General features: G+C 42.2%; 21 protein-coding genes. 1 reads left to right on the top strand and 20 read right to left on the bottom strand.

Annotated elements, in window-relative coordinates; genetic code table 11:
- Positions 1 to 152 precede the first annotated feature (152 nt).
- Both spoVAE and spoVAC read right to left on the bottom strand, forming a co-directional pair.
- Positions 153 to 503 carry a stage V sporulation protein AE gene (gene spoVAE / locus J2T13_RS02520; RefSeq protein ID WP_429368014.1) on the bottom strand — a complete coding sequence of 117 codons (351 nt, stop codon included), beginning with the start codon at positions 501 to 503 and terminating at the stop codon, positions 153 to 155.
- Between the two features lie 23 nt (positions 504 to 526).
- A complete protein-coding gene (gene spoVAC, locus J2T13_RS02515; protein ID WP_429368012.1) occupies positions 527 to 1,021 on the bottom strand; it encodes a stage V sporulation protein AC in 495 nt (164 codons plus the stop codon).
- Between the two features lie 518 nt (positions 1,022 to 1,539).
- Here spoVAC and J2T13_RS02510 point away from each other — a divergent pair.
- A complete protein-coding gene (locus tag J2T13_RS02510) occupies positions 1,540 to 2,613 on the top strand; it encodes a M42 family metallopeptidase (protein ID WP_429368010.1) in 1,074 nt (357 codons plus the stop codon).
- 380 nt (positions 2,614 to 2,993) lie between these two features.
- On the opposite strand, the gene J2T13_RS02505 is transcribed toward J2T13_RS02510, so the two are convergent.
- From J2T13_RS02505 to J2T13_RS02420, 18 genes are all read right to left on the bottom strand, one after another.
- Positions 2,994 to 3,971 (bottom strand): aldo/keto reductase, encoded by a 978-nt coding sequence (locus J2T13_RS02505; RefSeq protein WP_429368313.1) that lies wholly within the window; start codon positions 3,969 to 3,971, stop codon positions 2,994 to 2,996.
- 135 nt (positions 3,972 to 4,106) lie between these two features.
- On the bottom strand, positions 4,107 to 4,808 hold the full coding sequence (sigK, locus tag J2T13_RS02500; RefSeq protein ID WP_429368008.1) for an RNA polymerase sporulation sigma factor SigK: 702 nt from the start codon (positions 4,806 to 4,808) through the stop codon (positions 4,107 to 4,109).
- Between the two features lie 1,386 nt (positions 4,809 to 6,194).
- On the bottom strand, positions 6,195 to 6,704 hold the full coding sequence (locus J2T13_RS02495; RefSeq protein ID WP_429368006.1) for a MepB family protein: 510 nt from the start codon (positions 6,702 to 6,704) through the stop codon (positions 6,195 to 6,197).
- Between the two features lie 41 nt (positions 6,705 to 6,745).
- Entirely contained in the window at positions 6,746 to 6,940 is a 195-nt protein-coding gene (locus J2T13_RS02490) for a hypothetical protein (protein WP_429368004.1), read from the bottom strand.
- A 191-nt stretch (positions 6,941 to 7,131) separates the two neighbouring features.
- The gene (locus J2T13_RS02485; protein ID WP_429368002.1) at positions 7,132 to 7,377 is read right to left on the bottom strand and encodes a hypothetical protein; all 246 of its coding nucleotides are present in this window, start codon (positions 7,375 to 7,377) and stop codon (positions 7,132 to 7,134) included.
- A gap of 136 nt (positions 7,378 to 7,513) precedes the next feature.
- On the bottom strand, positions 7,514 to 7,903 hold the full coding sequence (locus J2T13_RS02480) for a DUF350 domain-containing protein (protein WP_429368000.1): 390 nt from the start codon (positions 7,901 to 7,903) through the stop codon (positions 7,514 to 7,516).
- Positions 7,903 to 8,484: a signal peptide protein gene (locus tag J2T13_RS02475; protein WP_429368311.1), complete on the bottom strand. Its 582-nt coding sequence runs from the start codon at positions 8,482 to 8,484 to the stop codon at positions 7,903 to 7,905. The genes J2T13_RS02480 and J2T13_RS02475 overlap by 1 nt, the downstream gene beginning before the upstream one ends.
- Before the next feature lie 77 nt (positions 8,485 to 8,561).
- On the bottom strand, positions 8,562 to 9,764 hold the full coding sequence (locus J2T13_RS02470; protein WP_429367998.1) for a glutathionylspermidine synthase family protein: 1,203 nt from the start codon (positions 9,762 to 9,764) through the stop codon (positions 8,562 to 8,564).
- The gene (locus J2T13_RS02465; RefSeq protein ID WP_429367996.1) at positions 9,761 to 10,420 is read right to left on the bottom strand and encodes a hypothetical protein; all 660 of its coding nucleotides are present in this window, start codon (positions 10,418 to 10,420) and stop codon (positions 9,761 to 9,763) included. The genes J2T13_RS02470 and J2T13_RS02465 overlap by 4 nt, the downstream gene beginning before the upstream one ends.
- Before the next feature lie 27 nt (positions 10,421 to 10,447).
- The gene (locus J2T13_RS02460) at positions 10,448 to 10,663 is read right to left on the bottom strand and encodes a hypothetical protein (RefSeq protein WP_429367994.1); all 216 of its coding nucleotides are present in this window, start codon (positions 10,661 to 10,663) and stop codon (positions 10,448 to 10,450) included.
- Positions 10,664 to 10,768: 105 nt separating this feature from the next.
- Positions 10,769 to 11,692, bottom strand: a complete 924-nt coding sequence (locus tag J2T13_RS02455; protein WP_429367992.1) for an ADP-ribosylglycohydrolase family protein — start codon at positions 11,690 to 11,692, stop codon at positions 10,769 to 10,771.
- Positions 11,693 to 12,055: 363 nt separating this feature from the next.
- Positions 12,056 to 12,457: a PIN domain-containing protein gene (locus tag J2T13_RS02450; protein WP_429367990.1), complete on the bottom strand. Its 402-nt coding sequence runs from the start codon at positions 12,455 to 12,457 to the stop codon at positions 12,056 to 12,058.
- Positions 12,454 to 12,687 (bottom strand): hypothetical protein, encoded by a 234-nt coding sequence (locus tag J2T13_RS02445; RefSeq protein ID WP_429367988.1) that lies wholly within the window; start codon positions 12,685 to 12,687, stop codon positions 12,454 to 12,456. The genes J2T13_RS02450 and J2T13_RS02445 overlap by 4 nt, the downstream gene beginning before the upstream one ends.
- Positions 12,688 to 13,247: 560 nt before the next feature.
- Positions 13,248 to 17,690, bottom strand: a complete 4,443-nt coding sequence (locus tag J2T13_RS02440) for a chromosome segregation ATPase (protein ID WP_429367986.1) — start codon at positions 17,688 to 17,690, stop codon at positions 13,248 to 13,250.
- On the bottom strand, positions 17,674 to 18,447 hold the full coding sequence (locus J2T13_RS02435; RefSeq protein WP_429367984.1) for a DUF6063 family protein: 774 nt from the start codon (positions 18,445 to 18,447) through the stop codon (positions 17,674 to 17,676). The genes J2T13_RS02440 and J2T13_RS02435 overlap by 17 nt, the downstream gene beginning before the upstream one ends.
- Positions 18,434 to 19,972: a replicative DNA helicase gene (locus J2T13_RS02430; protein WP_429367983.1), complete on the bottom strand. Its 1,539-nt coding sequence runs from the start codon at positions 19,970 to 19,972 to the stop codon at positions 18,434 to 18,436. The genes J2T13_RS02435 and J2T13_RS02430 overlap by 14 nt, the downstream gene beginning before the upstream one ends.
- Entirely contained in the window at positions 19,930 to 21,003 is a 1,074-nt protein-coding gene (locus J2T13_RS02425; RefSeq protein WP_429367981.1) for a Wadjet anti-phage system protein JetD domain-containing protein, read from the bottom strand. The genes J2T13_RS02430 and J2T13_RS02425 overlap by 43 nt, the downstream gene beginning before the upstream one ends.
- 563 nt (positions 21,004 to 21,566) lie before the next feature.
- Positions 21,567 to 22,649 carry a Gfo/Idh/MocA family protein gene (locus J2T13_RS02420; protein ID WP_429367979.1) on the bottom strand — a complete coding sequence of 361 codons (1,083 nt, stop codon included), beginning with the start codon at positions 22,647 to 22,649 and terminating at the stop codon, positions 21,567 to 21,569.
- Between the last annotated feature and the right edge of the window lie 9 nt (positions 22,650 to 22,658).

Raw genomic sequence — 22,658 nt, 5'->3', positions numbered from 1 at the left:
TGAATACTCATAAAGTACATTGGATAGAGTTCCTAAACTACTCATAAACCTATACAAACGATACAAAGGATACAAAAAATGCAAATAACCGGAAACATAAGTTTCCGGCAAATAATTTTCATCCTAATTTTATTAGTGTTCATTTCCTCATATTATCCCCGTGGTTTCACCAGCACAGCTGCCAAGAATGAAAAGATAATCGCCGAGGAAATACCCGCGCTTGTTACATCAAAAATCCCGGTCACGACTCCAATCCATCCATCTCGCTGTAGTTCTGTCAAAGCTCCATGCACGAGCGCACTACCAAAGCTTGTAATTGGAACAGAAGCACCCGCACCCGCAAATTCCACCAATGGATCATACCATCCAAGTCCATCTGCTACCGCACCAGCAACTACTAACGAACTCATCGTATGCGCGGGTGTCAATCTGAATCCATCCATCATAATTTGTCCTATGACACAGATCAGACCGCCCACTATAAATGCCCAAAGAAACTGCATATCATGATTCCTCCATTTCCATCTTAATGACCTCCCTGAATACCAAAAATCGCATAGATGATGCCTACAAAAAACGCAGCAACGACACCAAACACGATTACGGGTCCAGCCAGCTTGAACATGTTTGCCCCTACACCTAGAACCAATCCCTCTGCACGATGCTCTAAAGCAGCCGAACACATGGAATTAGCGAATCCAGTTACAGGGACACTTGTACCTCCACCAGCCCACTGCGCAATTTTGTCATATACCCCTAAGCAAGTCAGTACAACAGATATAATAATCATCACCGCTACAGTTGGGCTACTCGCTTTGGTACTTGTCATATCGAAGATAGCCATAAAGGATTGTTGTACCCCTTGTCCAATAAGACAGATCAAGCCACCCACAAAAAAAGCCCGAATACAGTTTCTAAGCATATTGCGTGAAGGTTCATGTTTTTTAGCGATTTTCTTATATTCTTCCTGTCCTAATGAATCAGCACTGGAGCCTGCTCCCTTGTTCTTGTTCGCCGACAAATTAAGAACACCCCCTAACCTCATTCACTCTATTATCATTATTTGCCACACTCTCCTCTGTTATGTTTGGTAAATCATCCAAATTGACAAATAGCATAAATAGCCACCCTAGTTATCCGAACTAAGAGTGGCAGCTAACCATAAATGTATGCATTCGTTACTTCTCTGCAACGATAAACAAGTGGGCAATCCTCTTGTCGTCTAAGGGTACTAAAGGATGTGACAGTTTCTCCATGTCATCATAGATCGTCAATAAAAAAGGCATAATAGAGCGATAATCAATAAAATAAATAATACATAAATAACGATAAGTTCTTTCTTCACCAGCTCCATCATATGTGCCCCTTTCCTAAAACTTAGTACGGAGCATTTGTCCCTTGCATTTTATTCAAATATCGTATTATTTGTGCTTCCAATTCATTTACGGAACGTGGACAACCACCTTAGTAAAGTTCATACTAAAGAAGGTGGAACTGAAATACATATAAAAGTAGCATACAAAAAGGAGCGTTCTTCACATGAATCAAACGACAATGGATTTATTTCGCAAACTAACAGAATTCCCAGCAGCCTCAGGCTTCGAAAGAGACTTACGAACCTGGGTAAAAGAGGCCATGTCCTCATATACGGAAGAATTTGTTCAAGATAGACTGGGAAGCATGTTTGGCGTACTTCGGGGAGATGAGAGTGGCCCTAAGGTTATGGTCGCCGGGCATTTCGATGAAGTGGGTTTCATGGTAACTGGCATTACGGATACGGGCATGATTCGCTTCCAGCCGCTTGGTGGCTGGTGGAGCCAAGCCGTACTTGCGCAACGTCTGCAACTCATCACGGATAACGGCCCTATTATCGGAGTGGTTGGTTCTACACCCACACATCTTCTAGATGAATCCCAACGCAACAAACCTGTAGATATCAAATCCATGTATCTAGATATTGGTGCAGATCATCGCGAAGAAGCAGAATCATTCGGAATACACCCTGGGCAACAGATCGTTCCAATTTGTGAATTCACCCCACTTGCTAATCCGAAGAAAATCATGGCTAAAGCTTGGGATAATCGTTATGGTCTTGGCCTTGCGATCGAATCCTTGCAGGCTCTGCACAAAGAAAAGTTACCTAATACGGTCTACATCGGTGCTACGGTTCAAGAAGAGTTAGGTCTTCGAGGTGCCCGTACAGCCGCCAATCTTATTCAACCAGACATCTTCTTTGCTCTAGATGCTAGTGCAGCCAATGATATGACAGGTGATAAGAACCAATTTGGACACATTGGTCAAGGTGCATTACTTCGGATCTTTGACCCTACCATGCTAACGCATCGGGGTCTTGTCGAGTATGTACAGGATACTGCTGAAACTCATAAAATCAAATACCAATACTTTGTATCACCAGGAGGAACAGATGCGGGTCAAGTTCATCTCAGTGGTATTGGTGTTCCTTCAACGGTCATTGGCATTTGTTCACGCTATATTCATACTTCCTCTTCTATCATCCACACTGATGACTATGAGGCGGCTAAAGAGTTATTAATCACCCTTGTAAAAGGACTTGATCGTACAACGCTAAATACCATCTTGGAGCGTAGCTAAATAAGATAGCTTTCTATTTGCCTCGACACCAAAATCAGTGCTTGCAAAATGTAATGTGTTGATAAATGACCGCTACGCGGACGGATTATCCTTCCGAATCGCTGTTGCCCCCGAATTTTTTTGAATATACCGCTGTTTGCGGTATAAATTCAGGGGCAAAGTGTATGCTTCCGAAGTAGCTTTCCAAAGGAAGGCTTTTAGGCGACCGTGTTGCTTCTCCAGGACAATTCCCTCCCCTACGCTATGATCAGCATAAAATTCTATTTTTCAGCAAGCACTGATTGTAAGCTAGAGCCCTATATTATAAAATAAGACCATCAGGAGGAATGTAACCCTGACGGTCTCTTTTATGCAAACACAGCTATTTTTCAGCTATTCTATTAAGGCATCGCTTGTCCTCTAGCACTAACATAAAGAGAATACCATTCTTCTCTAGTCATCTGTTGGGATTGCCGCTCGGCATCTTCACATGCGATGATCCGTTCAGCATTCGTCGTTCCAATCACTGGCTGAATCATCGCTGGGTGCTTCATCAACCAACCGAGCACGATAGCTTCTGGTGTGGTGCCTTTCTCTTGCGCCATTTGTTGCACCATTGCAGCGGTCTTCTGCACATGCTCAGGCTCGTCCTCTACAGAACGACCAGAATAGCGTCCTTGCGCCAGTGGTCCCCATGCCTGAATCTGAATGTTCTCCATTTGGCAGTGCTCCATTAATCCTTCAGAGAAATTCACATTAGCCCCAGCCTCTTGATTCACCAGAATACTCTGATTCAAAAAGTCCAAATGACCTAAGCTCATCTCCAGCTGATTCACCGCCAGTTGATCTGGTATACTACGCTGAAGATAGCGCATCTGGGCTACACTCATATTAGAAACCCCAAAGTAACGAACCTTACCCGAAGATTTAAGCTCACCTAATGCTTCTGCCACCTCTTCTGGTTCAACTAATGGGTCTGGACGATGAAGAAGCAGTATGTCTAAATATTCAATCCCTAATCTCCCTAACGTCCCATCAACGGATTCTAGTATGTGTTCTTTGGAGAAATCGAAATGTCCCGGAACAGACCCCTCAGCTAAACGTATACCACACTTCGATTGGATTACCATTTGTTCGCGAAGTTGCGGACGGTTTCTGAGAATTCCTCCGAATGTCTCCTCCGCTTTACCCATCGTATATATATTGGCATGGTCGAACATCGAAATACCGATAGAGAGCGCAGCATCAACCGCCTTCTCTGCAGAGAGCCTGTCCGCATCTGTGATGGGGTCACGGTTCCAACCTCCACCGAACGGCATACATCCAAGTATTAAACGGCTAGAAGATATTCCTCTTGATGTTAAAGGCATAACTTTCATCATGTTCCTCCTCATGTCCTTGTTAGATTTATCATTCTATTATAACGCTTACAAAGCCATGAACAACCTTTGTTCATGATAAAAACCGCTCTGGTATAATTACTGAGCGGTTTGGGTATCTTTTCTTATGCAATCTTAACGTTTAGCCTTATAGAATTCATGATAAAGCTTCATGAGTGCGCGTTTCTCAATGCGAGAAACATAAGACCGAGAAATGCCTAACTCCTTAGCAATTTCCCGCTGAGTTCGTTCTTCCCCACCCTGCTCCAGTCCAAAGCGACCTTTAATCACTTCTTGCTCTCTTGGATCTAAAATATCTAAGTTACGATAAATTTTACTTTTCTCAATCTTAAGCTGGACTAAATCTGCTATGTCATCTGCTTCGCTACCTAGAATATCTATTAGAGTTATTTCGTTGCCCTCTTTGTCAGTTCCGATCGGATCATGGAGGGATACGTCTTTTCGTGTCTTTTTGAGAGAACGTAAATGCATCAGTATCTCATTTTCTATACAACGAGCAGCAAACGTAGCTAATTTTGTCCCTTTATCGGGCTGGTAACTCTCAATGGCTTTAATCAAACCAATTGTCCCAATGGAGATGAGGTCTTCTAAATCCTCGCCTGTGTTATCAAATTTCTTGACGATGTGCGCCACCAGTCGCAGGTTATGTTCAATAAGCATATTTCGCGCGTAGCCGTCTCCTTCGGCCATCAACTTTAAGTACTTGCTCTCCTCTTTCTCAGGTAAGGGTTGTGGAAAGGCGTTATTTTTGACGTACGATACTAGCAGTGTTAGCTGCTTAATAAACAGCGCAATTGCTGAGATCAATCCAGGCATTGAACCGAACACCCCCAAGTTGAATTTCCTTAGACAGAATGCAACGCGTCACGGTCTAGTCGATCATTGAAGTCTGTTCTTTAGTGTATGTGGGTGAATGCCTAGAAGTGCATGTACGGGGAAATGAACGGAAGAAGTTGTGCCAATTCCCGTCCACTGTCAATTCTATTAATCTTTCAATACTCTTAGATACACAAAGGTAGCTAGCCATATATTATAGTTGCATGAATTCTTCTCGCCCTCTATACGGCTTGGGGAGGTTTGTGTGATTATTGGCAAACGGATTTTATTCCCACGCACTCGTATAGAGTGCGACTAAATGGGATGGGTCATCTTCATCAAATCGACGAATTACAATCCATGCACTCATATAGAGTGCGACCTAATATCCCTGTCGTCGGGGCTTCAATAACTTCATTTCAATCCACGCACTCATATAGAGTGCGACAACATTCGGATTTCTCGCACTGCTTTCGTTAAATAATTTCAATCCACGCACTCATGTAGAGTGCGACTGCTAAAAGGTAATAAAAACGTGGATTTCCAACGACCTTTTAGTGCAAAGTAGATGAATCCATACTTCTCTTCTCTTTTAAAAATCCAATAATACCCAAATTATAGCTGTTATTCAAGGTTTTCAGGTGCGAACCTCACAGGTATTTTATGTGCGCTTCTGGATGTTTGCCCCTATGTTTATCATCGTTTTCTAGTATATCATACGTACCAATTAACCAAAATAAGGTACTGATAATTCGAAAGAGACGAGCAACGTTTACAAACCTAGTTCGAACACTATTATCGAAAAAGATATGAATCGAATCGTTGATGAGAATTGGATTATAATGCTCACACCAGAAACCTCATTAAATAATGATACCTTATTTGAAAAGGCACTAATATCAGAGCCTCTTACCTTTACAAATAAATGGGTAAATGGCTTCGGAAAGAGTAACCCTTGCTATCGATTCCTGTTCACAAGCATGTACGATTTAAATATGTATCTTCGAAAAGCAAAAACGGCCAGTTCATATTGAACACTGACCGTAACATTTAGGTATAAATATTTCTTCACCTTTGTGAATATTTCCCAATAATCTCCAACCACGCCAGTATAGAATCCAGCCTATATTTTATCGTGTTATGCTCTACTTCTAACATAATTTCACCAGAAGAGTCACTATTATCGATCACAACGGTTTAAAGAACAAAAGAGGGTGAAAACAATCTCTCGTATCAACTCCTTAAATTACTTCCGCTTTGCTCCAGTCAGACATTTATCGTTGACACTTCCCGTTATGTTTCCCCCTGGCGAAATAAAAAAAGAGTAGCCGCAGCCACCCTTTTCTAAAAAATATTTGTCCAACAATCACGCCCGATTGCAGAGGATTAAAGAGAATACAGTTCTATTATTTTTTCTAAGGATAATTTATTCGGATTACACATATCAACAAAATAGGGTAACTGCCATTTTTGAGTTGTCATCGCTTGTTTACTACTCGGACTATCCCAGCTAGGATAAACTCTTATTGCCATTTTGCCCTTTGTTGAAGTAGACCTAAGAATGTTCTGTTTTAAAAGAATATCTTTTGGAAAAATAAATTGTCCAAACTCATTTTCATTTTTAAAGGTAGTTATAACTAATAAATCAAGGGCTTCTTCATATGAGTAGGATTGATTTTTATTATTTTCGTCTTTTTCCCAAAATGCAACAAACTGCCCTACTTTGGTAGGTGTTATATTCGCAACTCTGAATCGAATTGTTTTAGAAGATAATTGAAATGTACCAGCACCATACTTAGAATTTTGCTTCTCTTCTTGAACTGACTTTACAGTTAAGTGATTCGACTCATAAATCATTTTATTCACATAAGTTAATGCTGTAAAAAAATTATTCATTTCTTCACTCCTAAATTTCAAACAAAAGTAATTAATGAGATCTACGAGAGATTGCATTCGAAATAAACTGATATCTTATGACGTTCAGGATGGTCGGCATTAATTCCACGAGCTAACGCATCAGGCTCTATATTCAGACTAACTCCAAGTCGATCCGTAATTAGATTTCGAATGGTGCCTTTTCCACTACCGTTATTCCCAGTAAATACATACATTACAGGAGACGATTCGTTCATGAGACAGCTCTGAATCATCTATCGGAATGATTTCCCCATTAGTATATTCTTTCACAATTCGGCCTGCGTCCGTTTTATAAACAATGTAGGTACCATATGCGTTAGCGTCTAGCCCACGTCTAAGATTGTTACGGAGCAAAATAAAAACCGTACCTATCTTATTTAATTATTTCTCCTGTATACACCAAAGGCTAACTGATTTTACTCTTAATCATAAAATTGTGTACTTTCATCCATTTTCCTGCAACAAATTCATCAATCGTTCCCGTTTTTGGTCTTACACAAAATCGATGTTCTGTCCCCCTATCAAACCCCAGCGCTTCATAAATTAAGTTATCACCGATTTGTTCTTTATAGAACACCTGCTTTAATCCCAACCTATTCAACATTTCAAGCTTTACATTTTCAATATATGTACGTGAATAAACCTTAGACATATGTGTTCCTCCTAGTAGTGGTAATAAAATTATAGAACCTAAAAACTAGAAGTCAATAAGAGATAATCAAAAAGTTAGCCGCTCAAATAGTATACTCGATCGGCTAACTTATCCTTTTTGAACAACCCATAGTTAATTAGATAATCAAACTACTTATAGCGAACGCCATCCCAATAAACACCATACAGAGCATAAGGCCTACAGCTACATTTCCCTTTTGCAGATGATCTGAAATTCGGAACCCAGGGGTTACCCATTCGAAGATCCAGTAAGCAGCAATTAGACATAGATAGCCCACAGCAAACCAGAGCATCATAAACCATATGGATGTATTCGTATACGCCGCTACTCCAAGAATAATAGCTGTTGCTAGAAACTTGCCGCCGAGTGCCAGAGCTACTGCTACATTCCCTTTCTTTAGTTCATCTAAATCCTTAAACGGGGTCATCCAACTAAATATAACCATACCTAACAATTGAAGAAGAATAATTACAATTACACTTATGATCAAATTAACAATTATCATTAGTTAGCCCACCCCCTAAATTTAGCATAGGCCGAATCATAATCGGCAAAATCATGTACTTCTTCTAATACAACAGATACCGTCTTCTCTTTCTCCAGTGCATTGTAGCGCTTATCATCAATCGGTTGCTTAATTCGGTTGCCGGAAGGCAGCTCAATCACAGCAAAATTTCTAGTCTTGTCATTAAGCTTCGTTTTGTATACACCTACAAGGTCGACATCGGTTGTTATCGATACTTTGAGATTCGTTAGATCTTCTATAGCTGTCTTCTGTTCTCCATACGATTTAATAGTGTTCCATGTAGATAGATTAATCTCGTTGCGCTGATCGGCATCCGTCACAAGCTCCGCATCCATGAACTGTAATGTCCAGATTAGGTCACCCGTCGCATAGTTCCCATCATTCGGTAGAAGTTCATTATCTGGCAAGACCGTCATATCACTACCGATCAGATCACCTACTGTGCTCTCTACTACACGGTAATCCCAAGGTACCCGCGATACGGTCGACTCTTCCGTCGAATCAGTCTGGAATATACTACTGCTTCCGCATGCACTTACCGAAATCACCATGACGAGCATCAGACATACGGTGATGCCTAGCCTTAATCTCCGTCCTACTGCAGAGAATCCCCATTTACTTCTCGTCTTCATACGCCTTATCTCACTCCTAACGCTATAAAATGACTGGTATTGCCTGTAATCGGTCCACCTGCTCGACCAAGCAAGCCACATGGCTTACCGTTAATGACGAACATTCCCGTTAATAGATGAAGTTCACCTTCCGCTGTATGGATCCGGGCTAACTCAGCTCTTTTTTGATAAACAGAAGGAAATAACACACTGCTATCAAAACCATCCTCATCCTGAATCTCTAATGTACCGCTCTCATCAAAGATACGTACAGAACCGCCCTCTCGCCCAAATACGGATTTGGACACAAAGCTCCCTGAGAATACAGGCTTATTATATGTAGGTAAAATGTAACTTTCAATGGCCTTGCGCTCTTCTTCATCAAAAAGCAGGCCCAGTTCATACATTCCCCATACCACCGCCATGAGTCCCTTGGATTGTAGCAATATACTATGTGGTGAATTGAAGAGTTCAAGATTCCCAGTCTCAATCGCATAAGCTAGCGCACTACCACCTTCGTCAATCTCCATCCATTCTTTAGGGTACAAAGCGAACATACGCTTAACTACTCGGCCATCACCATCTTTTACGATGCCTTTATCGATTGATAAATCGAGACAATCCACACATTTAATCGGTAGGCCACTATGCCGTACAAGAGCTTCAATCGTGCCGGAGTCCTCTTGATGAGATCCGTAATCAATACAGGCTGCCGTATCCGGATACTCTTCTCTCCACGCTGCTGCGAGGTGCTCCTTCATCGCGGTATTAGGACTGAAGATACCCGCCTGCTCGCATATCCATGGTGTGGCTATTGAAGCTTCCACATAACCGGTAGGCGTATCCGAATTCAGCTCTAGTAGCTTAATTCTACCGTCATCAGCCACAGCATAGTCGAATCGAGCATAACGGCTAATAACGCCTTGTTCTGGTAGAGGACATCGGTCAAGCATCTCCCACAATACTGGCGGAATCCCAATCAAATCATACAAATCATGCTTAAGATGTATATAACGTACAGCTTTATCGAGAATAACCCACAATTTAGATGAGGCTTCTTCCAGCTCCTTGTAGGTCTCTCTATTCATAATTGCAACGGCATCCAACCAGTACTCTTCACCCTCAAGGTCCGCCCAAGTAAATCCAAGCTTATGCAATTGCTCTATTCGCGGTGCTCGTTCAAGATTGGAATGTTCTAGAAACTCAAATACACTCTGGCTATGAATCATCCGCCAAAACCACTCTTCCTTGAACTTGATTTAGAACTGGAGGAGCTTAAACTGCTAGACTTACTTCCGATCCCTCCGGCCTTTGATGAAGTAGACCTTCTTGTAATCGAGCCAGTGGATGATGTCGATGTTCTAGGTTTGACCACAGAGCCAGGAACATTCTTATTCTGAAATTTATCACTACTATAGGTAGGTGTTTTATATGTATTCCTAGTACCACCATAATAGGTTGGACGGTCGCTATTCCATCTTCTTGAAGAGTAATTGGAGCCGCTGTTAAACAACATATGATACAACAACATGTCATCCCAGCCGAAGCCTGAACTATAACCTCCGTAGTTGTTTACTACAGTCGTTCCATTAGAGGTTGCTACTCCCTGTTCCTGTTGCTCGACCTCTTGTGTGCTCTCATCTGGATAGGGAATGTTCCAATCTACATTCTTGTCGAAATACGCTTTGACCTCTTCGGAAGACCAAGACACAAGCTGCGGATCTTCTACAGGGGTACTGCTAGTGGCACCTGCACCACTCGGAATAAACAAAGCATTGGCCAGGAGGGCAATACCAAGCGAGGTGGACAATACGCGAATCGGTTTACCTTCAGATGTGAATAATTTCGATACGGCCAGTTCTTTAGCAATTTCATCTTTAGCCACTATAAGGTCCTCCTTCCCTGTTATTTGTTATTCGTTACGCATCGGGACTACTAGAAGCTCAAGCTTCCCTTCGTCCACATTCAGCCGCCCTTCAACAGTCTCATATTCTCGGCTACCCAACACAAGATAATTAACATGCTGTAGTGCAGTAATCATATTCATACTCCACGTACGCTCCTCAATGACACGGAGTTCTCCATCAGGCATTTTCTCAAACAAAATAACACTCATTCCATTATCCACGATTATCCATCCTTCCTCATAACCATTATACATTTTATACGGCAATAGCACCTTAACGTTTCCTTACCCATAAAAAAGATCACCAACCAAGGCGCGATAAAATTGTTATGTTCTAAAACGTTGACTAGACAGCTCCTGAATATATTGATCCATGAGTTCTTTCTTAGCCAGTTTATTACACCATGACGTAGGAATTCCGCTATATCCATAGAACGCCCCTGCAATCTGACCGTATACCGCACCCGTCGTATCCGCATCATTCCCCAGGTTCACTGCTAACAAGGCTCCTTCTTCAAAACTAGAAGACTGGAAGAACGCCCACAACGCCGCTTCGAGTGATTGGATTACATAACCTGTGCCTTGAATCATTGGAGGTTCTTTTTGCTTATATGATCCTGCTAGAATATCCATAACATGTTTACTTAAGACCTGATTTGTTCGCCACTGAGAATAAACATTAGGACTCAACATCTCGTCTTTTGTTGATCCGTGTAGACCAGAAATGATGATAGCCGCCATAATACTACAAGCTTCAATACATTCCGTTGCTGCATGCGTTGTTCTAGAACTGCGCTCTGCAAATTCTATGGCAAGATTGGGGTCCTCTACATAGTACATCAGAACAGGTGCTAACCTCATAATTGAACCATTTCCTGCAGAAAAAGGTTCCGACGATCCACAATAAGCCTCTCCCGTGCGCTCAAATTGCAACAATGCTTGTTTTGTCGCATTCCCAATATCAAAACATGTTCCCGTACTGCTAAGATGACCCTTTCTAAACCATTGCACATATCGACGCATCTGATCTTCTGGATCAAAACCTTCACATTGCAGTAAACTTTCCATGATACATAACGCCATAGAAGTATCGTCCGTCCATTGCCCCGGTTGCAAACCAAAAACACCGCCCCCAACGATATCTTTTACAGGTTCAAACGTACCCGGCGCACTAAATTCCACGGTCGTCCCAAGCGCGTCCCCAACAGCAAGACCAATAAAGCAGCCATGAAACCGATCATCATTGATCAATACCTTCTCCTCCACATTCTCAATTCTTATCGTTAGATCTAATACGAGTTATCTCGTAGATACGTGTAATCTCTGTAGTTGCTTCCTTTCGCCCCCTCTATTCAATCTTCCATTATTCCAATCTTGATTAGCTGAAAGTCCATGGTATCAATCCTTCTTTTTTATCTCATCGTATTTACAATAAACTACGCATCGGATGTCAGCCAAGAAATATTTTCATTTAGATGCTTGTCCTGTCACTGTACGACATCACTGCCTACTTCGGACGAACACTAAAAGAAAAACCAATGCGTCGCTCTAAGGAGTCGCATTGGTTCTCATTTTCAATATATCTCTAAATTAATTGTTCGAAGATAATACATATTATATTGTGAAAAGTGGTAAACCAAACTCTTCCTGTATAAAATTCATGTCCGAATCCCTTGAAACCATACCAAGGTGATATTCGATGGCTGTAGCTATAATTATCGCATCGGGAGTTTTAAGCTTCCGCCCTTTTTCCTTTTGTTCTCTTCGAATATCCCCAGCAATACGAGCGATTTGAGAGTTCACTTCGATACATCTGCGTGAATTAAACAACTTTATACCATGCAAGCGATATTCTGACTTTAATCCACTGAACACTTCGCACTCTGTGATAACCGAAAAATACATAGACATTCGATCATCTCTAGCTTGCTGGGCAAACTCCAGAGAAGTCTGTTCGCCTGCTAGAAGTGTAATGGCTATATTCGTATCCATTAAGTAACCGTCAATAACTTTCAATTCCACTCTTCCTCGCGCATTTTCTTGACTTCTTCAGTCAATTCTTTTGCCTGCTCGAAGGTTAATATCCCTACAGATTCAAGAATATCGTCAATGGAATAGTCGTCCTCGACTTCTATCGTATCATTTTCAAGATCGATTTTAAGTTTATTGTGTGTCACATTTATTCTCGACATAATGGAACGCAACTCATTTGCGGTTTGTCTATCCATTTTCTTGGGTATGGACATAGCGGAGACAACCTCCTTTTGATTTCTATTCTTGTCAATATTATAACATAGCCATAGATAAAGAAGGAAATGAACTCTCCCTTATAGTCTTCTCCATTCAGCCGAACAGCCCGTCCCTTCACCTCACTAACCTCCCACTACATCCAAAAACGGCCAGCGCCTGTTGAACTCTGACCGTAACCATTTGTATAAGTGTATCTTCACTTTTGTAAACGTTTCTCGATGAAGTCCACCCACGGTGGGATAGAATCCACCCTAACTGTTTTAAGTCTCCTTATAATGTCTTCGGAAGCTTTATTATGTCTTCCATTTTGAACGCGAACGGAAAAATCACGTCTATTACAAATGCAATCCCTAGCGAGTCTAATTGCTTCTTTCCCTGCTGATATCTTATGGCGTTCTGGATGATCAGCATTCAATAAAGCCTCAATTTTGTCTAATATCACCCTATAAAACAGACTTTTTTAATGTGTCTATTCTACAGGGTACACTTTGCAATCAAACGAGCGCATTATTTTTTTTGAAAATAGTCATTTATTTTGCTTGTTCAGTCCTAGTTATCAGAATAGTTCCAATTGATCTACCTTACTGCCAATCCTCTCGAGTGTTTCGGGGTCATTATCCTGAAAGTATGCCGTTTGAATTTGCTGGGTTGCCTCTATTATTTGCTTAGAGGGATCAACCGTATGACGCAGACGACAGCTATATACAATTGGGAAATAATCTTGAAGAAACTTCCCTTCCACATGTGCGGTTAAAGCGATAATCTGAAATCCAAGCTGCTCCGCAATGAAGAACACAGGGCTTAGGACATGGTCGCTTGAGGCCTTGCCGAATGGATTGTCCAGAATAACCGTTCGATGCCGTTTCATTCTCGCTTGGATATATTGTTTACGTTCTGCGACATAATTCAGCACGCCCAGAAACAGTGTCATATTCTTACTCCACTTCTCTCCTCCGGACCAACGGTTCGACTGCTCCCATGAATAGGCGACCTTGCTCACTTGTTGATCATTACTTACCTTACGACAAGTGACCTTCATTCCTTCACCCATCATAACGATTTGAATTAACTGTCTCGCGTCAAGCCATTTCTCTAGCTCTTTGCGTATAAGCGTCTGCTGCTCTTGCCAATGGTCCTGATCCTCTTCTTCAGAATAACGATCCAGTCTAGATATAATCCATTCAATATGTTTGCGAATCCGCTCCTTGCCGTCCTGCTCCTCCCACTGTGGGATAGTGAAGCTGTATATTTCCTTCCAACCATCATCCGTCTTGACTCTTGTCTTCTTGGGAATTTCTTTGAGCTCTTGAACGATCAGCTTCAAGTGTGCATGAATATGCTGAATATATTGTTGCAGCTCCTGATCATGCGTTTGCAGCGTTTGTTCCCACAAGTGAATAGCCATTTGAATTCGCTGCTCTATCGATTTTTGGAATTCTGAAATTTCAACATAATTCTCTTTGGATTCAATCCCCTGGAGAGTCATCTGTCTCAATTTAACATCCTTCACTTTGCTGCCAAAATAATCCCTTAGATGCTGACGCCCCTTCTGTACTAACTTCTTCTCATTAAATAATTTCTCATAACAACTGCTCAGTTGTTCTATATAGCTTTCTGTGAAGTCCTTCCGTTTATATCTGAATTCAGACTGACTCTCTTCACTAAGAATTGCCGGAGCCAACTTGACATCTTCTAAAGCGTGCACAAGCAGGTGCTTATTCCATAAACCTATGACATTGTCGACTTGCTTCTGCTGCTCCGTGATGAAAGACTGCTGTTTCTTTAGTTGTATATGCTCGTTACGAAGCGTCTTCTCTTCCTCATCCAATCTCGCTTTCGCTGTGTGCTGTGATTCATGAAATACATTTGGCTCTTGATCTGGATATTGCTCATAGAATTGACGAAACAGCGATTTAATCTCGCCTCGCTTATTCTGAAGCTCTTCCTCTGTCCTCCTGTATTCTTTCTCCACCCGAGATAGCTGCTCTTTAATATGTGAAATATCTGCCCACCAGGTGGCTATACGTTCCTCAGCCTCAAGCGGAAGTTGCATATCTATTACGAGATCAGAATGCTCCGTTTGCAAGCGCTCCATCGTCTGAATGTGATCCATTTGTCGCGCCACCTCACTAGCAAGACTCATTTCAAGCTGTGTACGCTCTTGGTAGATCCGATTCCTCTGAAGCTCTAGCACCTTTCGCTCTTCCTTTAAATCCTCTATGCTTTCATTGCTCTCCTCAGCCTCATAGTTGTGGACTTCTGCATAAATCTCATCACGTCTAATTAATTGTTGCAGGCTTTGTATATCGACCAGTTCTTGCCTAAATCTTTCATTTCCTGCTTCCACAACTCGCAGTTCATATTCCCTACGTGCTTTCTGCTTCTGCAGAAGCTCAATTTGTTCATTAATTGAAATGATCTCCAGCTCAAGCTTTGCAACGTCACTTGCCAAATTCATATATTTCCGACCGTCCTGCAGCCACACACCTAATTGATGGATACGAGATTCCATGTCTTGTACCGTTTCCCGTCGGTTCTCCATTGATTCTCGATTTACAGATAACTCATAATGTAGTCGTTCAAGCTCGCGTTTAAGCTCCGTTAAGCTAGCTTGCATCACAAGTTTATTATGCTCTAACTCTTGCTGAACGTTCAGCGGAAATCGCAACAGGAAGATGCTCCATTTCTGCTGCACCCACTGCCATTTCGCAATTTCCCCCTCAACAGCCTCTCTTTCGTTCCTTACTTGCTCTGCCTGTTCGAGGAGATTCGCTTTCCATTGCTCAAATTGATCCAACTTCTCATTACGATGCCAGTGCTCAGGAACAACCCAGTTCTCTAGCCCATCACGATCCAATTCTCGACTCTGCAATGCATCGGACGCTTCTTGCATACTCAGGATACGAATGGGATAAGAATAGCCACCCTTGGTCTGTTTAAGTTTATTTCGCAAACTATCTTTCTCATGCTCCGTCGTAATGAGTGTAACCGCCCATAGCTGATCAGCTCGTTCGACGTCCGTAGTTAATGGTCCTACATCCTTTAAATATTGCGTACCTAATTGTAACAAGGTAAATTGATTGCTCCACTGCTCACATAGGTTGGACACAGAGACATCAGCGAAATAAATTTCCTGCTCAGCATGATCGTCTACATAGCGATAGGCCAATCTTTCTGTCATTAATAGCTTGTTCTTTTGCTGCTTCAGCCGCTCGATCGCTTCCTTCATATGTTCACTGATAGAAGCCTGTTTATCATAAAGAGAACCCAGTCGTTCCCATGAACGCCGTAGATTAGCCAGCTCAGCCTTGACATCTTCCTCTTCCACCAGTTGCCGTTCCAATTGCTCTACCAGCCTCGCTAGTTGTCCCTCAGCTTCTGCGCGTTCCTCTCCAACAGCTATCCTACGCTGTTCCTTACGTCCTCTTTCCTCATCCAGTCGCTTAATTTCCTGCAGCAGTTCAATTTTTCCTTGATCCGTCTGCTGCTCTTCTATACTCCACAACGGAATTTGCTGCTCAACCTTCTCCAGTTGTGGATTTGTCAATATAGCACGCGCAATTTGTACTTGCTGCTCCTGTTTCAATCGTTTCTCCGTTTGCTTCGCTGAAAGCTGCTTTCCCTTTTCCCCTAGATCATTGTCTATAGAAGAGACTTCAGCCTTCACATCTTGTACCTGCTCTGTCGATTCCTTCAGTTGAGCTTGCTTCTCTTGGACTCCCATATCTAAGTGCTTCTCTTGCACAGTGAACACGTAACGAAGTCTCATCCCATTCTGTTCCCAGCGTTGCTGAAGCACCGACTCGTCCTGAGAATAATCAAGTTCAACAAGTTGCTTCCGTATCTGTATGACTTTCGATTGTATAAGAATCCGTTTATCTCGGCTATCTGCATATTGCAGAGAATAATAATTTTGATTGGCATAACGCAGCTTCTCTCTCACCCGTTCTCGATCCTCATCGGTGAGTTCCAGCTTACTCTCCAATACCTCTTTTTCTTTCTGTTCATGAACCAGTACTAACGATTTATGTTCTCGAAGTAGAAGTTCGCTACGTCTGCTCCAATCGGACTCCTGTAGCATCAATTGATTTCTATCTGTTTCGAGCTCCCTCTGCTGGGTAACCGTCAGCTTCCAATAAGCTTTCGCATCACTCCGGATGATGTCATACTGCTTTTCCACCCGATCCAGCTTTTCAAATAACCGGACGTAACCCCCCAGTTCCTGTAGGATATTTTGACTCTCATCAATTTGTTCCTTAAGTTGCTTATATTCCTCAAAGCCCTCACGATGATCCTCGAATATCTTGGCGAATGAGCCTCGCTCGTAACCTTCAATTGATCGCTCTACAGTTGGTATAAGCAGACGATCGAATAACTGTGTTGTCGTCTTGCATTCATCGAAGAAGCCTTCAATTCCGCCCTCCGTATCATTTATTTTGACAATGGCTTCCCACTCGCCCGAAATAATCTGAAATTGCTGCTCTAGATAAGCCTTGTATTCTTTTATCGTGGAAAACGTCTTGGCGTGAAGCGGATAGCGTTGCTCCATCGAAGAATAATAGTCTTGCATTTCACCTTTGTCCGATGAGCGAGACTTGCCCATATATTCCTTGGCAAAAGGTATCTGATCCAGCCCGTTATTATCATGCTCACCATATTCATAAACATAGCGATACGAGTCAATGCCTGTTCCGCTCTGAAATAAACTGACACAAGTAAGCGCATATCTTCTTCGTGGCTTATCGTTTAATATCCATTCAATCGCGATGTGGGCAGGACCGTTATCCAGCATCAGCGTATCCTTTACCTTCCGCCCTGCTAGATCGGCATGAGGAAGAACTGCCTGTATAGCCGTCTGAATGAATACCGTTTTTCCTCCCCCATTCTCCAAGACTACTGCACCGTTATGCCCATGAAATATAAACGTTTCATCATTGTAACGCTTATTCCCGCCTTCATAGACCACATGTGTAAATCTTATTTTAGATATGGTCGGCATCAGCTAGATCCTCCTCAAGCTTCTGAATATCCTTCTTCTCTTCTTCAAAATGATACAAAAACTGCAAGATGCCTCTGTTATATTCCAACTCCATGAAATATCGTTGAACGATTATTTTTGCTTTTTCCGTTAGAGCAAGCTCACCCTCGCCTACCTGTTCAGCCAGCTTTTGCTCCAATAGAAATCGTCTGACTGAATCAATGAAGCTCAATCGACTTATTGTGTTACCGCTCTGTCTCTTTGCCGTTTCCTTTATATCATCCATCGCATCCCATTTCTCCACGATGGCTGTCCAGTTGTAAGAGAACTGCTTCTCGTACAACTTCAGTTGCTCGGGATCATGCTCCTTCAGACCCTCAATTCTTTCTTGTACCAACTCCAGCCAATCGTCAATCGGTATGAAATCCCTAGTTGGTTCCATACTTTGATAACTATCGTAGAAAGCACCAATGAAGGTGATGATCGCCACGTACATTAAATAAAGGTCGGCATTCACCGCTTGTCCACGCAAATATGTTTTCTTCAAATAATCATTGGATACATGAAACGGCGATAATCGCACCATCGGAATCAGATGTAACTGATCTCCAGCAGACAGCGTTAAGCAATCGACCTCCCGGGCGAATTGATCGACAAGGCCTCTCACCTCATCATCAGCTAAATACTGTTGAAGACCTTCGCGCTCAACGACTCCTTTTCTAGATAACTCCGCATATAGGCGAAACGCTCTTAGCACAACCTCGTTATCGTACATCATTAGTAACACCTCCCCATGACACTCTCATCTCTTGAATGACAAATCGTTCGCTCGCTTGAATGATTTCACTTTCTTCTTCTATTAGAAGGGATTCATTTCCGAGCAATCCAAGCGCTTCTTCCATTCCATTGAGTTTCGTCGATTCTTCCTCCTGCAACTGGCCTGCGCGCACAGGGCTTCGCTGGTGAAGAATAATCCAAAAGTCATAGAAACTACGGATCTCAAGCTTCGATCGCTTTGTTTCATCTCTCTCATACATCTCTATGAACTCCGATAATCTTATTTCTCTTTGGTGTTCTATTAGCATTTCAAGCAAATCTATCATGAGGCTAGTAAACAGCCTTCCTCGTTGCAACACAAATACATCCGTAGCGGCAGCCTCATTAGGCTCAATAAACCCTTCATCCACATTATCCTCTTCACCATCACCACTTATGTTCTGCTCTCCAAATACCGTAAGAGGCGACCAGCCTGTCATTTGCTGTATCCCCATAAACGGAGACAGAACAGATCGAAGCGACTCCAGAGGAAGAGGGGAACCAAATAGCAAACTGCTGATATCTTGATCGAAATTAAAGGAGTTCATCCCGGTATAGTACAAAGATTCCTTCGCTGCATGGAGTGCACCTGTCTTTAGCTGCATGCTCTTTTGCAATAACATCGTATGCTCCCCGTGTACCTTCTCCAACTCACCGGATATGCGTAATATGTATTCATAGGCCTTGTGCTGCTTGTCTTGCAGTGTATCCGAATAAATGCGATCCTTCGTTTCCTTCACAAAATCTCGCAGCTCCTCGAACTCTTCATTTTCTCTTTGTAGCCTGGTATAGATGTCACCTAGTAGTGTGCTATATTTCTTTAACGTTTCTTCTGAAACGATGCTTCGCTTGATTTCATGAGCCAGTTTTACCATTCGATCCTGCAACGATTCAACGTCAACGCGCATTTCATTAATTTGTCGAAGTGCTCCCTGAAATTCACCCTTCTCCAACTGTTTCCGCAGAACGAGCTGATGGATCGAAAGCTGAAATTCCGCATAGAATTCCTTGGTTGCAAACACAAGCTCCAAACCGTCTTCATCAAGCGCATAATATTGCGTATTCGTCTTTATATCAAAAGCGCATGTACGCAGTATAGACGTATACACAACTTCTTCTTCTCTTGTGTGCCAGTTAAAGAAAGTAAATGACCGTTTCTTTCCTGATGCAGGACGAAGCACCTGAATGATAGAACGAGCAAGTTCTTCATAATCATTCACTTCAATCTCAAAGCGCTCCCTTGTCACCGTTAGCAGAAAAGAAGCCAAATCTTTGACCCCTGCTCGTTGATTGCGCATAAGCTTTTGTTCGAAGAAAAATAACAACGTCAAGAGGCCGAGCTCCATCATTTCGATACTGTTACCAGCCTTATCCGTCTGTTTCTTCCGTTGCAATTCAAACAAGGGGTCGAAGAGAGCAACCTTTGCCATCCTTTCGTGGAAGCCTAATAGCGTTTGTTCAATTTCGGATGATTCAACTCTCTCCATCGCGTATCCCTCCAGATCGTTAGCAACTCCTGCGTCGATAATATTTCCTGCGGATAATAGCATCCAGATGCTAAACCCTGCTCTATTCGCTGACTATCGTCTTTAGAGAAATAAGCAAGAAATCCCCTTACTGCCTGCTTTTTCTCCCTCTGATACTCCTTACCTCTTGCCGAATCCTTCTGCACACATGCATGGTAGAAAGGGATCGCAGGCATCACTTCAACTCTAAGCGAAAGATCGCTCCAAATTTGGATGCCTTTATGATCAATATCACCAAAATAGTAAAAGTAATGCTCTCTACTATGTAAAGGGTACTGCTTCGGAAACATCTCAATATTGCCGACAATTTTGTTGCCGCAGCCATAAATAAGGGTTTGAAACACCGTCTCTGAAAGTACTGGTAACAGCGCCTGAAAGGTGGTTTTATTCTCCACAATCAGATGCAGGCAAGGATCAAAACTTGATAAACCACCTAGAAGCACAGGATTAATTGCCATCATCAGCGGATCGTATTCATTTGCAATCAGTAGCTTGTCCCACAGACCTATGCGAATCAGCAATGATTTGCCATTCTTCTCTGTGATCCACTTCTCATCCCTGACCAGTGCGTAGCTTCTTTCAGGCGCAGCAACGATACTGTCAGGCAAACCAACCTCTTTTAAATATTGATCAATCAACTCTATATAAGGCGCATCTATGTTGAAACAAGCCTCGCCTAATGCAAAATAACGATCAAGTGAAATATGCGGATGCAGCTTTGGACGTAACTTGTGCATCTGCTGTTTAAAATCCATCTTGATCCTACTATGGTGGATACGGTAACGAATAGCCAGACTAGGTGTTCTCGTGGTTCTTCCCGCTGATCTTACTCCACTTAGAATCTCTGATTTCTCCATGTTAAGTACAACTTCTGCAAATGACTCATACGCAATATCTTCACCCACGAATAATTGTTCCAATTGCTCTAGCCACACCGTTGCTTGTTTGGCACTGTTTAAATACGTCATTAACGTTGTCTCTATTTCGCTCATAGGATCTCCTATCACATGTTTCATCAATTGAAACAATTATATCAAACTCCGTCGCAGCTGTGTCTAAATAACCCACTATTCCCGATCAAATGCTCTCACCCAATATGATATTCGTCTGCTTATGATTGTGTAGCCCTGCTATAACAAAAGCTCGCTGACAGATAGATGTCAGCGAACTTTTGTTCGGGTGATTTGTTTAATTGAGAAAACTCCGATTCACTCTTTATACGCACTGCCACGACTAGAAATTTTCAATACGAGAATGATCAGTATGGGCCACAATCAAAAAGTGGTGGTGTAGGAATAAATCCCTGCACCACCACTTGTAAATCTTATTATGATTTGTTTACAACTCATCTACATTAAAGTGGAAATGCTCTATTTGCTAGCAATCCAATTTTGCTGATCATTATCCTCTAAAATCCCGAACGTAACATCTACGATGTCTGGATGTCCGTATGCAGCTTTTTTCTCCGAGAGTAATGGATATCAATAAGCAACTGATGCGATGTCGTCTTGCAGTGGAAGGTATCTTCCTTGAGAACACCAACCTCATTCCATCATTAATTTAAGTAAACAGCCTTCCCTGTGTTAGCAGATTCATAAATAGCCTCCAAAATTTGAGAAACCACATAAGCTTGCTCAGGAGTTACGACTGGATCCTTATCCTGGTCAATGGCTTCAATCCATTTTCTCGCTTCTAAATCAGAATCACTTTCTACATGACCGTCATAGAAAGCTACTCCTCCAGCACTCAATTCAATTTGATTTGTATATAAACGACTATGCATCTCACCGTTTATTCTGAGTCCGTTTTTCATATCCGCACCTGCTACAGACCCACTCAAGCTACATTTAGCCTCATCCACATCAAGAGAATTCAGCGCCCAGCTGGCTTCCAGCATAATCGTTGCACCATTTTCCATTACAATCATCCCAAATGCTGAATCCTCAACGGTGAATTTCTTTGGATCCCACGGTCCCCAAGCATTTGCAGCATTCTCTTTTTGTGAAAGCTCGTGATATTTGGTACCCAGAACGATCTTCGGCTTATAGTTATCCATCATCCAAAGGGTTAGATCAAGCGCATGAGTTCCGATATCGATCAGCGGTCCTCCTCCTTGCTTATCCTCATCAAGGAAAACGCCCCACGTCGGCACAGCTCTTCGTCTGATTGCATGTGCCTTCGCGAAATAAATATGGCCAAGCTCACCTGACTCGCATGCATTTTTCATAAATAAGCTATCTTCTCTGAATCGATTATTATATCCAACGGTTAGTTTCTTTCCTGTACGTTTCGCAGCTTCAACCATATTCTTAGCCTCTGCTGACGTCTTGGCCATTGGTTTTTCACACATCACATGTTTGCCCGCTTCCAATGAAGCAATTGAAATTTCTGCATGGGAAATATTCGGTGTGAGAACATGAATAATCTCAATCGAACTATCTTGCAATAATTCTTTATAATCCACATAGACTTTAGCGTCATCGCTTCCGTACTTTTGAGCAGCTTCTTCAGCACGTTCCTCAACAATGTCGCAAAAAGCAGTAATCTCAACATTCTTCAACTTACTTAAGCTTGGCAAATGCTTCCCGTTTGCTATTCCGCCACAACCGATAATTCCTATACGATATATTTTACTCATATGATTTCA

This window comes from Paenibacillus sp. DS2015, assembly GCF_050433705.1.
GTDB lineage: Bacteria > Bacillota > Bacilli > Paenibacillales > Paenibacillaceae > Paenibacillus_AQ.
The sequence above is the reverse complement of the archived record's forward strand: the minus strand, read 5'-3'. Positions and strand labels throughout refer to the sequence as shown.

What these genes read in the sequence shown, in the direction of transcription:
- spoVAE (WP_429368014.1), bottom strand. Translation starts at nt 503, where the DNA reads ATGCAGTTTCTTTGGGCATTTATAGTGGGCGGTCTGATCTGTGTCATA.
- J2T13_RS02510 (WP_429368010.1), top strand. Translation starts at nt 1,540, where the DNA reads ATGAATCAAACGACAATGGATTTATTTCGCAAACTAACAGAATTCCCA.
- J2T13_RS02505 (WP_429368313.1), bottom strand. Translation starts at nt 3,971, where the DNA reads ATGAAAGTTATGCCTTTAACATCAAGAGGAATATCTTCTAGCCGTTTA.
- sigK (WP_429368008.1), bottom strand. Translation starts at nt 4,808, where the DNA reads ATGCCTGGATTGATCTCAGCAATTGCGCTGTTTATTAAGCAGCTAACA.
- J2T13_RS02495 (WP_429368006.1), bottom strand. Translation starts at nt 6,704, where the DNA reads ATGAATAATTTTTTTACAGCATTAACTTATGTGAATAAAATGATTTAT.
- J2T13_RS02490 (WP_429368004.1), bottom strand. Translation starts at nt 6,940, where the DNA reads ATGAACGAATCGTCTCCTGTAATGTATGTATTTACTGGGAATAACGGT.
- J2T13_RS02485 (WP_429368002.1), bottom strand. Translation starts at nt 7,377, where the DNA reads ATGTCTAAGGTTTATTCACGTACATATATTGAAAATGTAAAGCTTGAA.
- J2T13_RS02480 (WP_429368000.1), bottom strand. Translation starts at nt 7,903, where the DNA reads ATGATAATTGTTAATTTGATCATAAGTGTAATTGTAATTATTCTTCTT.
- J2T13_RS02475 (WP_429368311.1), bottom strand. Translation starts at nt 8,484, where the DNA reads ATGCTCGTCATGGTGATTTCGGTAAGTGCATGCGGAAGCAGTAGTATA.
- J2T13_RS02470 (WP_429367998.1), bottom strand. Translation starts at nt 9,764, where the DNA reads ATGATTCATAGCCAGAGTGTATTTGAGTTTCTAGAACATTCCAATCTT.
- J2T13_RS02445 (WP_429367988.1), bottom strand. Translation starts at nt 12,687, where the DNA reads ATGTCCATACCCAAGAAAATGGATAGACAAACCGCAAATGAGTTGCGT.
- J2T13_RS02440 (WP_429367986.1), bottom strand. Translation starts at nt 17,690, where the DNA reads ATGCCGACCATATCTAAAATAAGATTTACACATGTGGTCTATGAAGGC.
- J2T13_RS02435 (WP_429367984.1), bottom strand. Translation starts at nt 18,447, where the DNA reads ATGATGTACGATAACGAGGTTGTGCTAAGAGCGTTTCGCCTATATGCG.
- J2T13_RS02430 (WP_429367983.1), bottom strand. Translation starts at nt 19,972, where the DNA reads ATGGAGAGAGTTGAATCATCCGAAATTGAACAAACGCTATTAGGCTTC.
- J2T13_RS02425 (WP_429367981.1), bottom strand. Translation starts at nt 21,003, where the DNA reads ATGAGCGAAATAGAGACAACGTTAATGACGTATTTAAACAGTGCCAAA.
- J2T13_RS02420 (WP_429367979.1), bottom strand. Translation starts at nt 22,649, where the DNA reads ATGAGTAAAATATATCGTATAGGAATTATCGGTTGTGGCGGAATAGCA.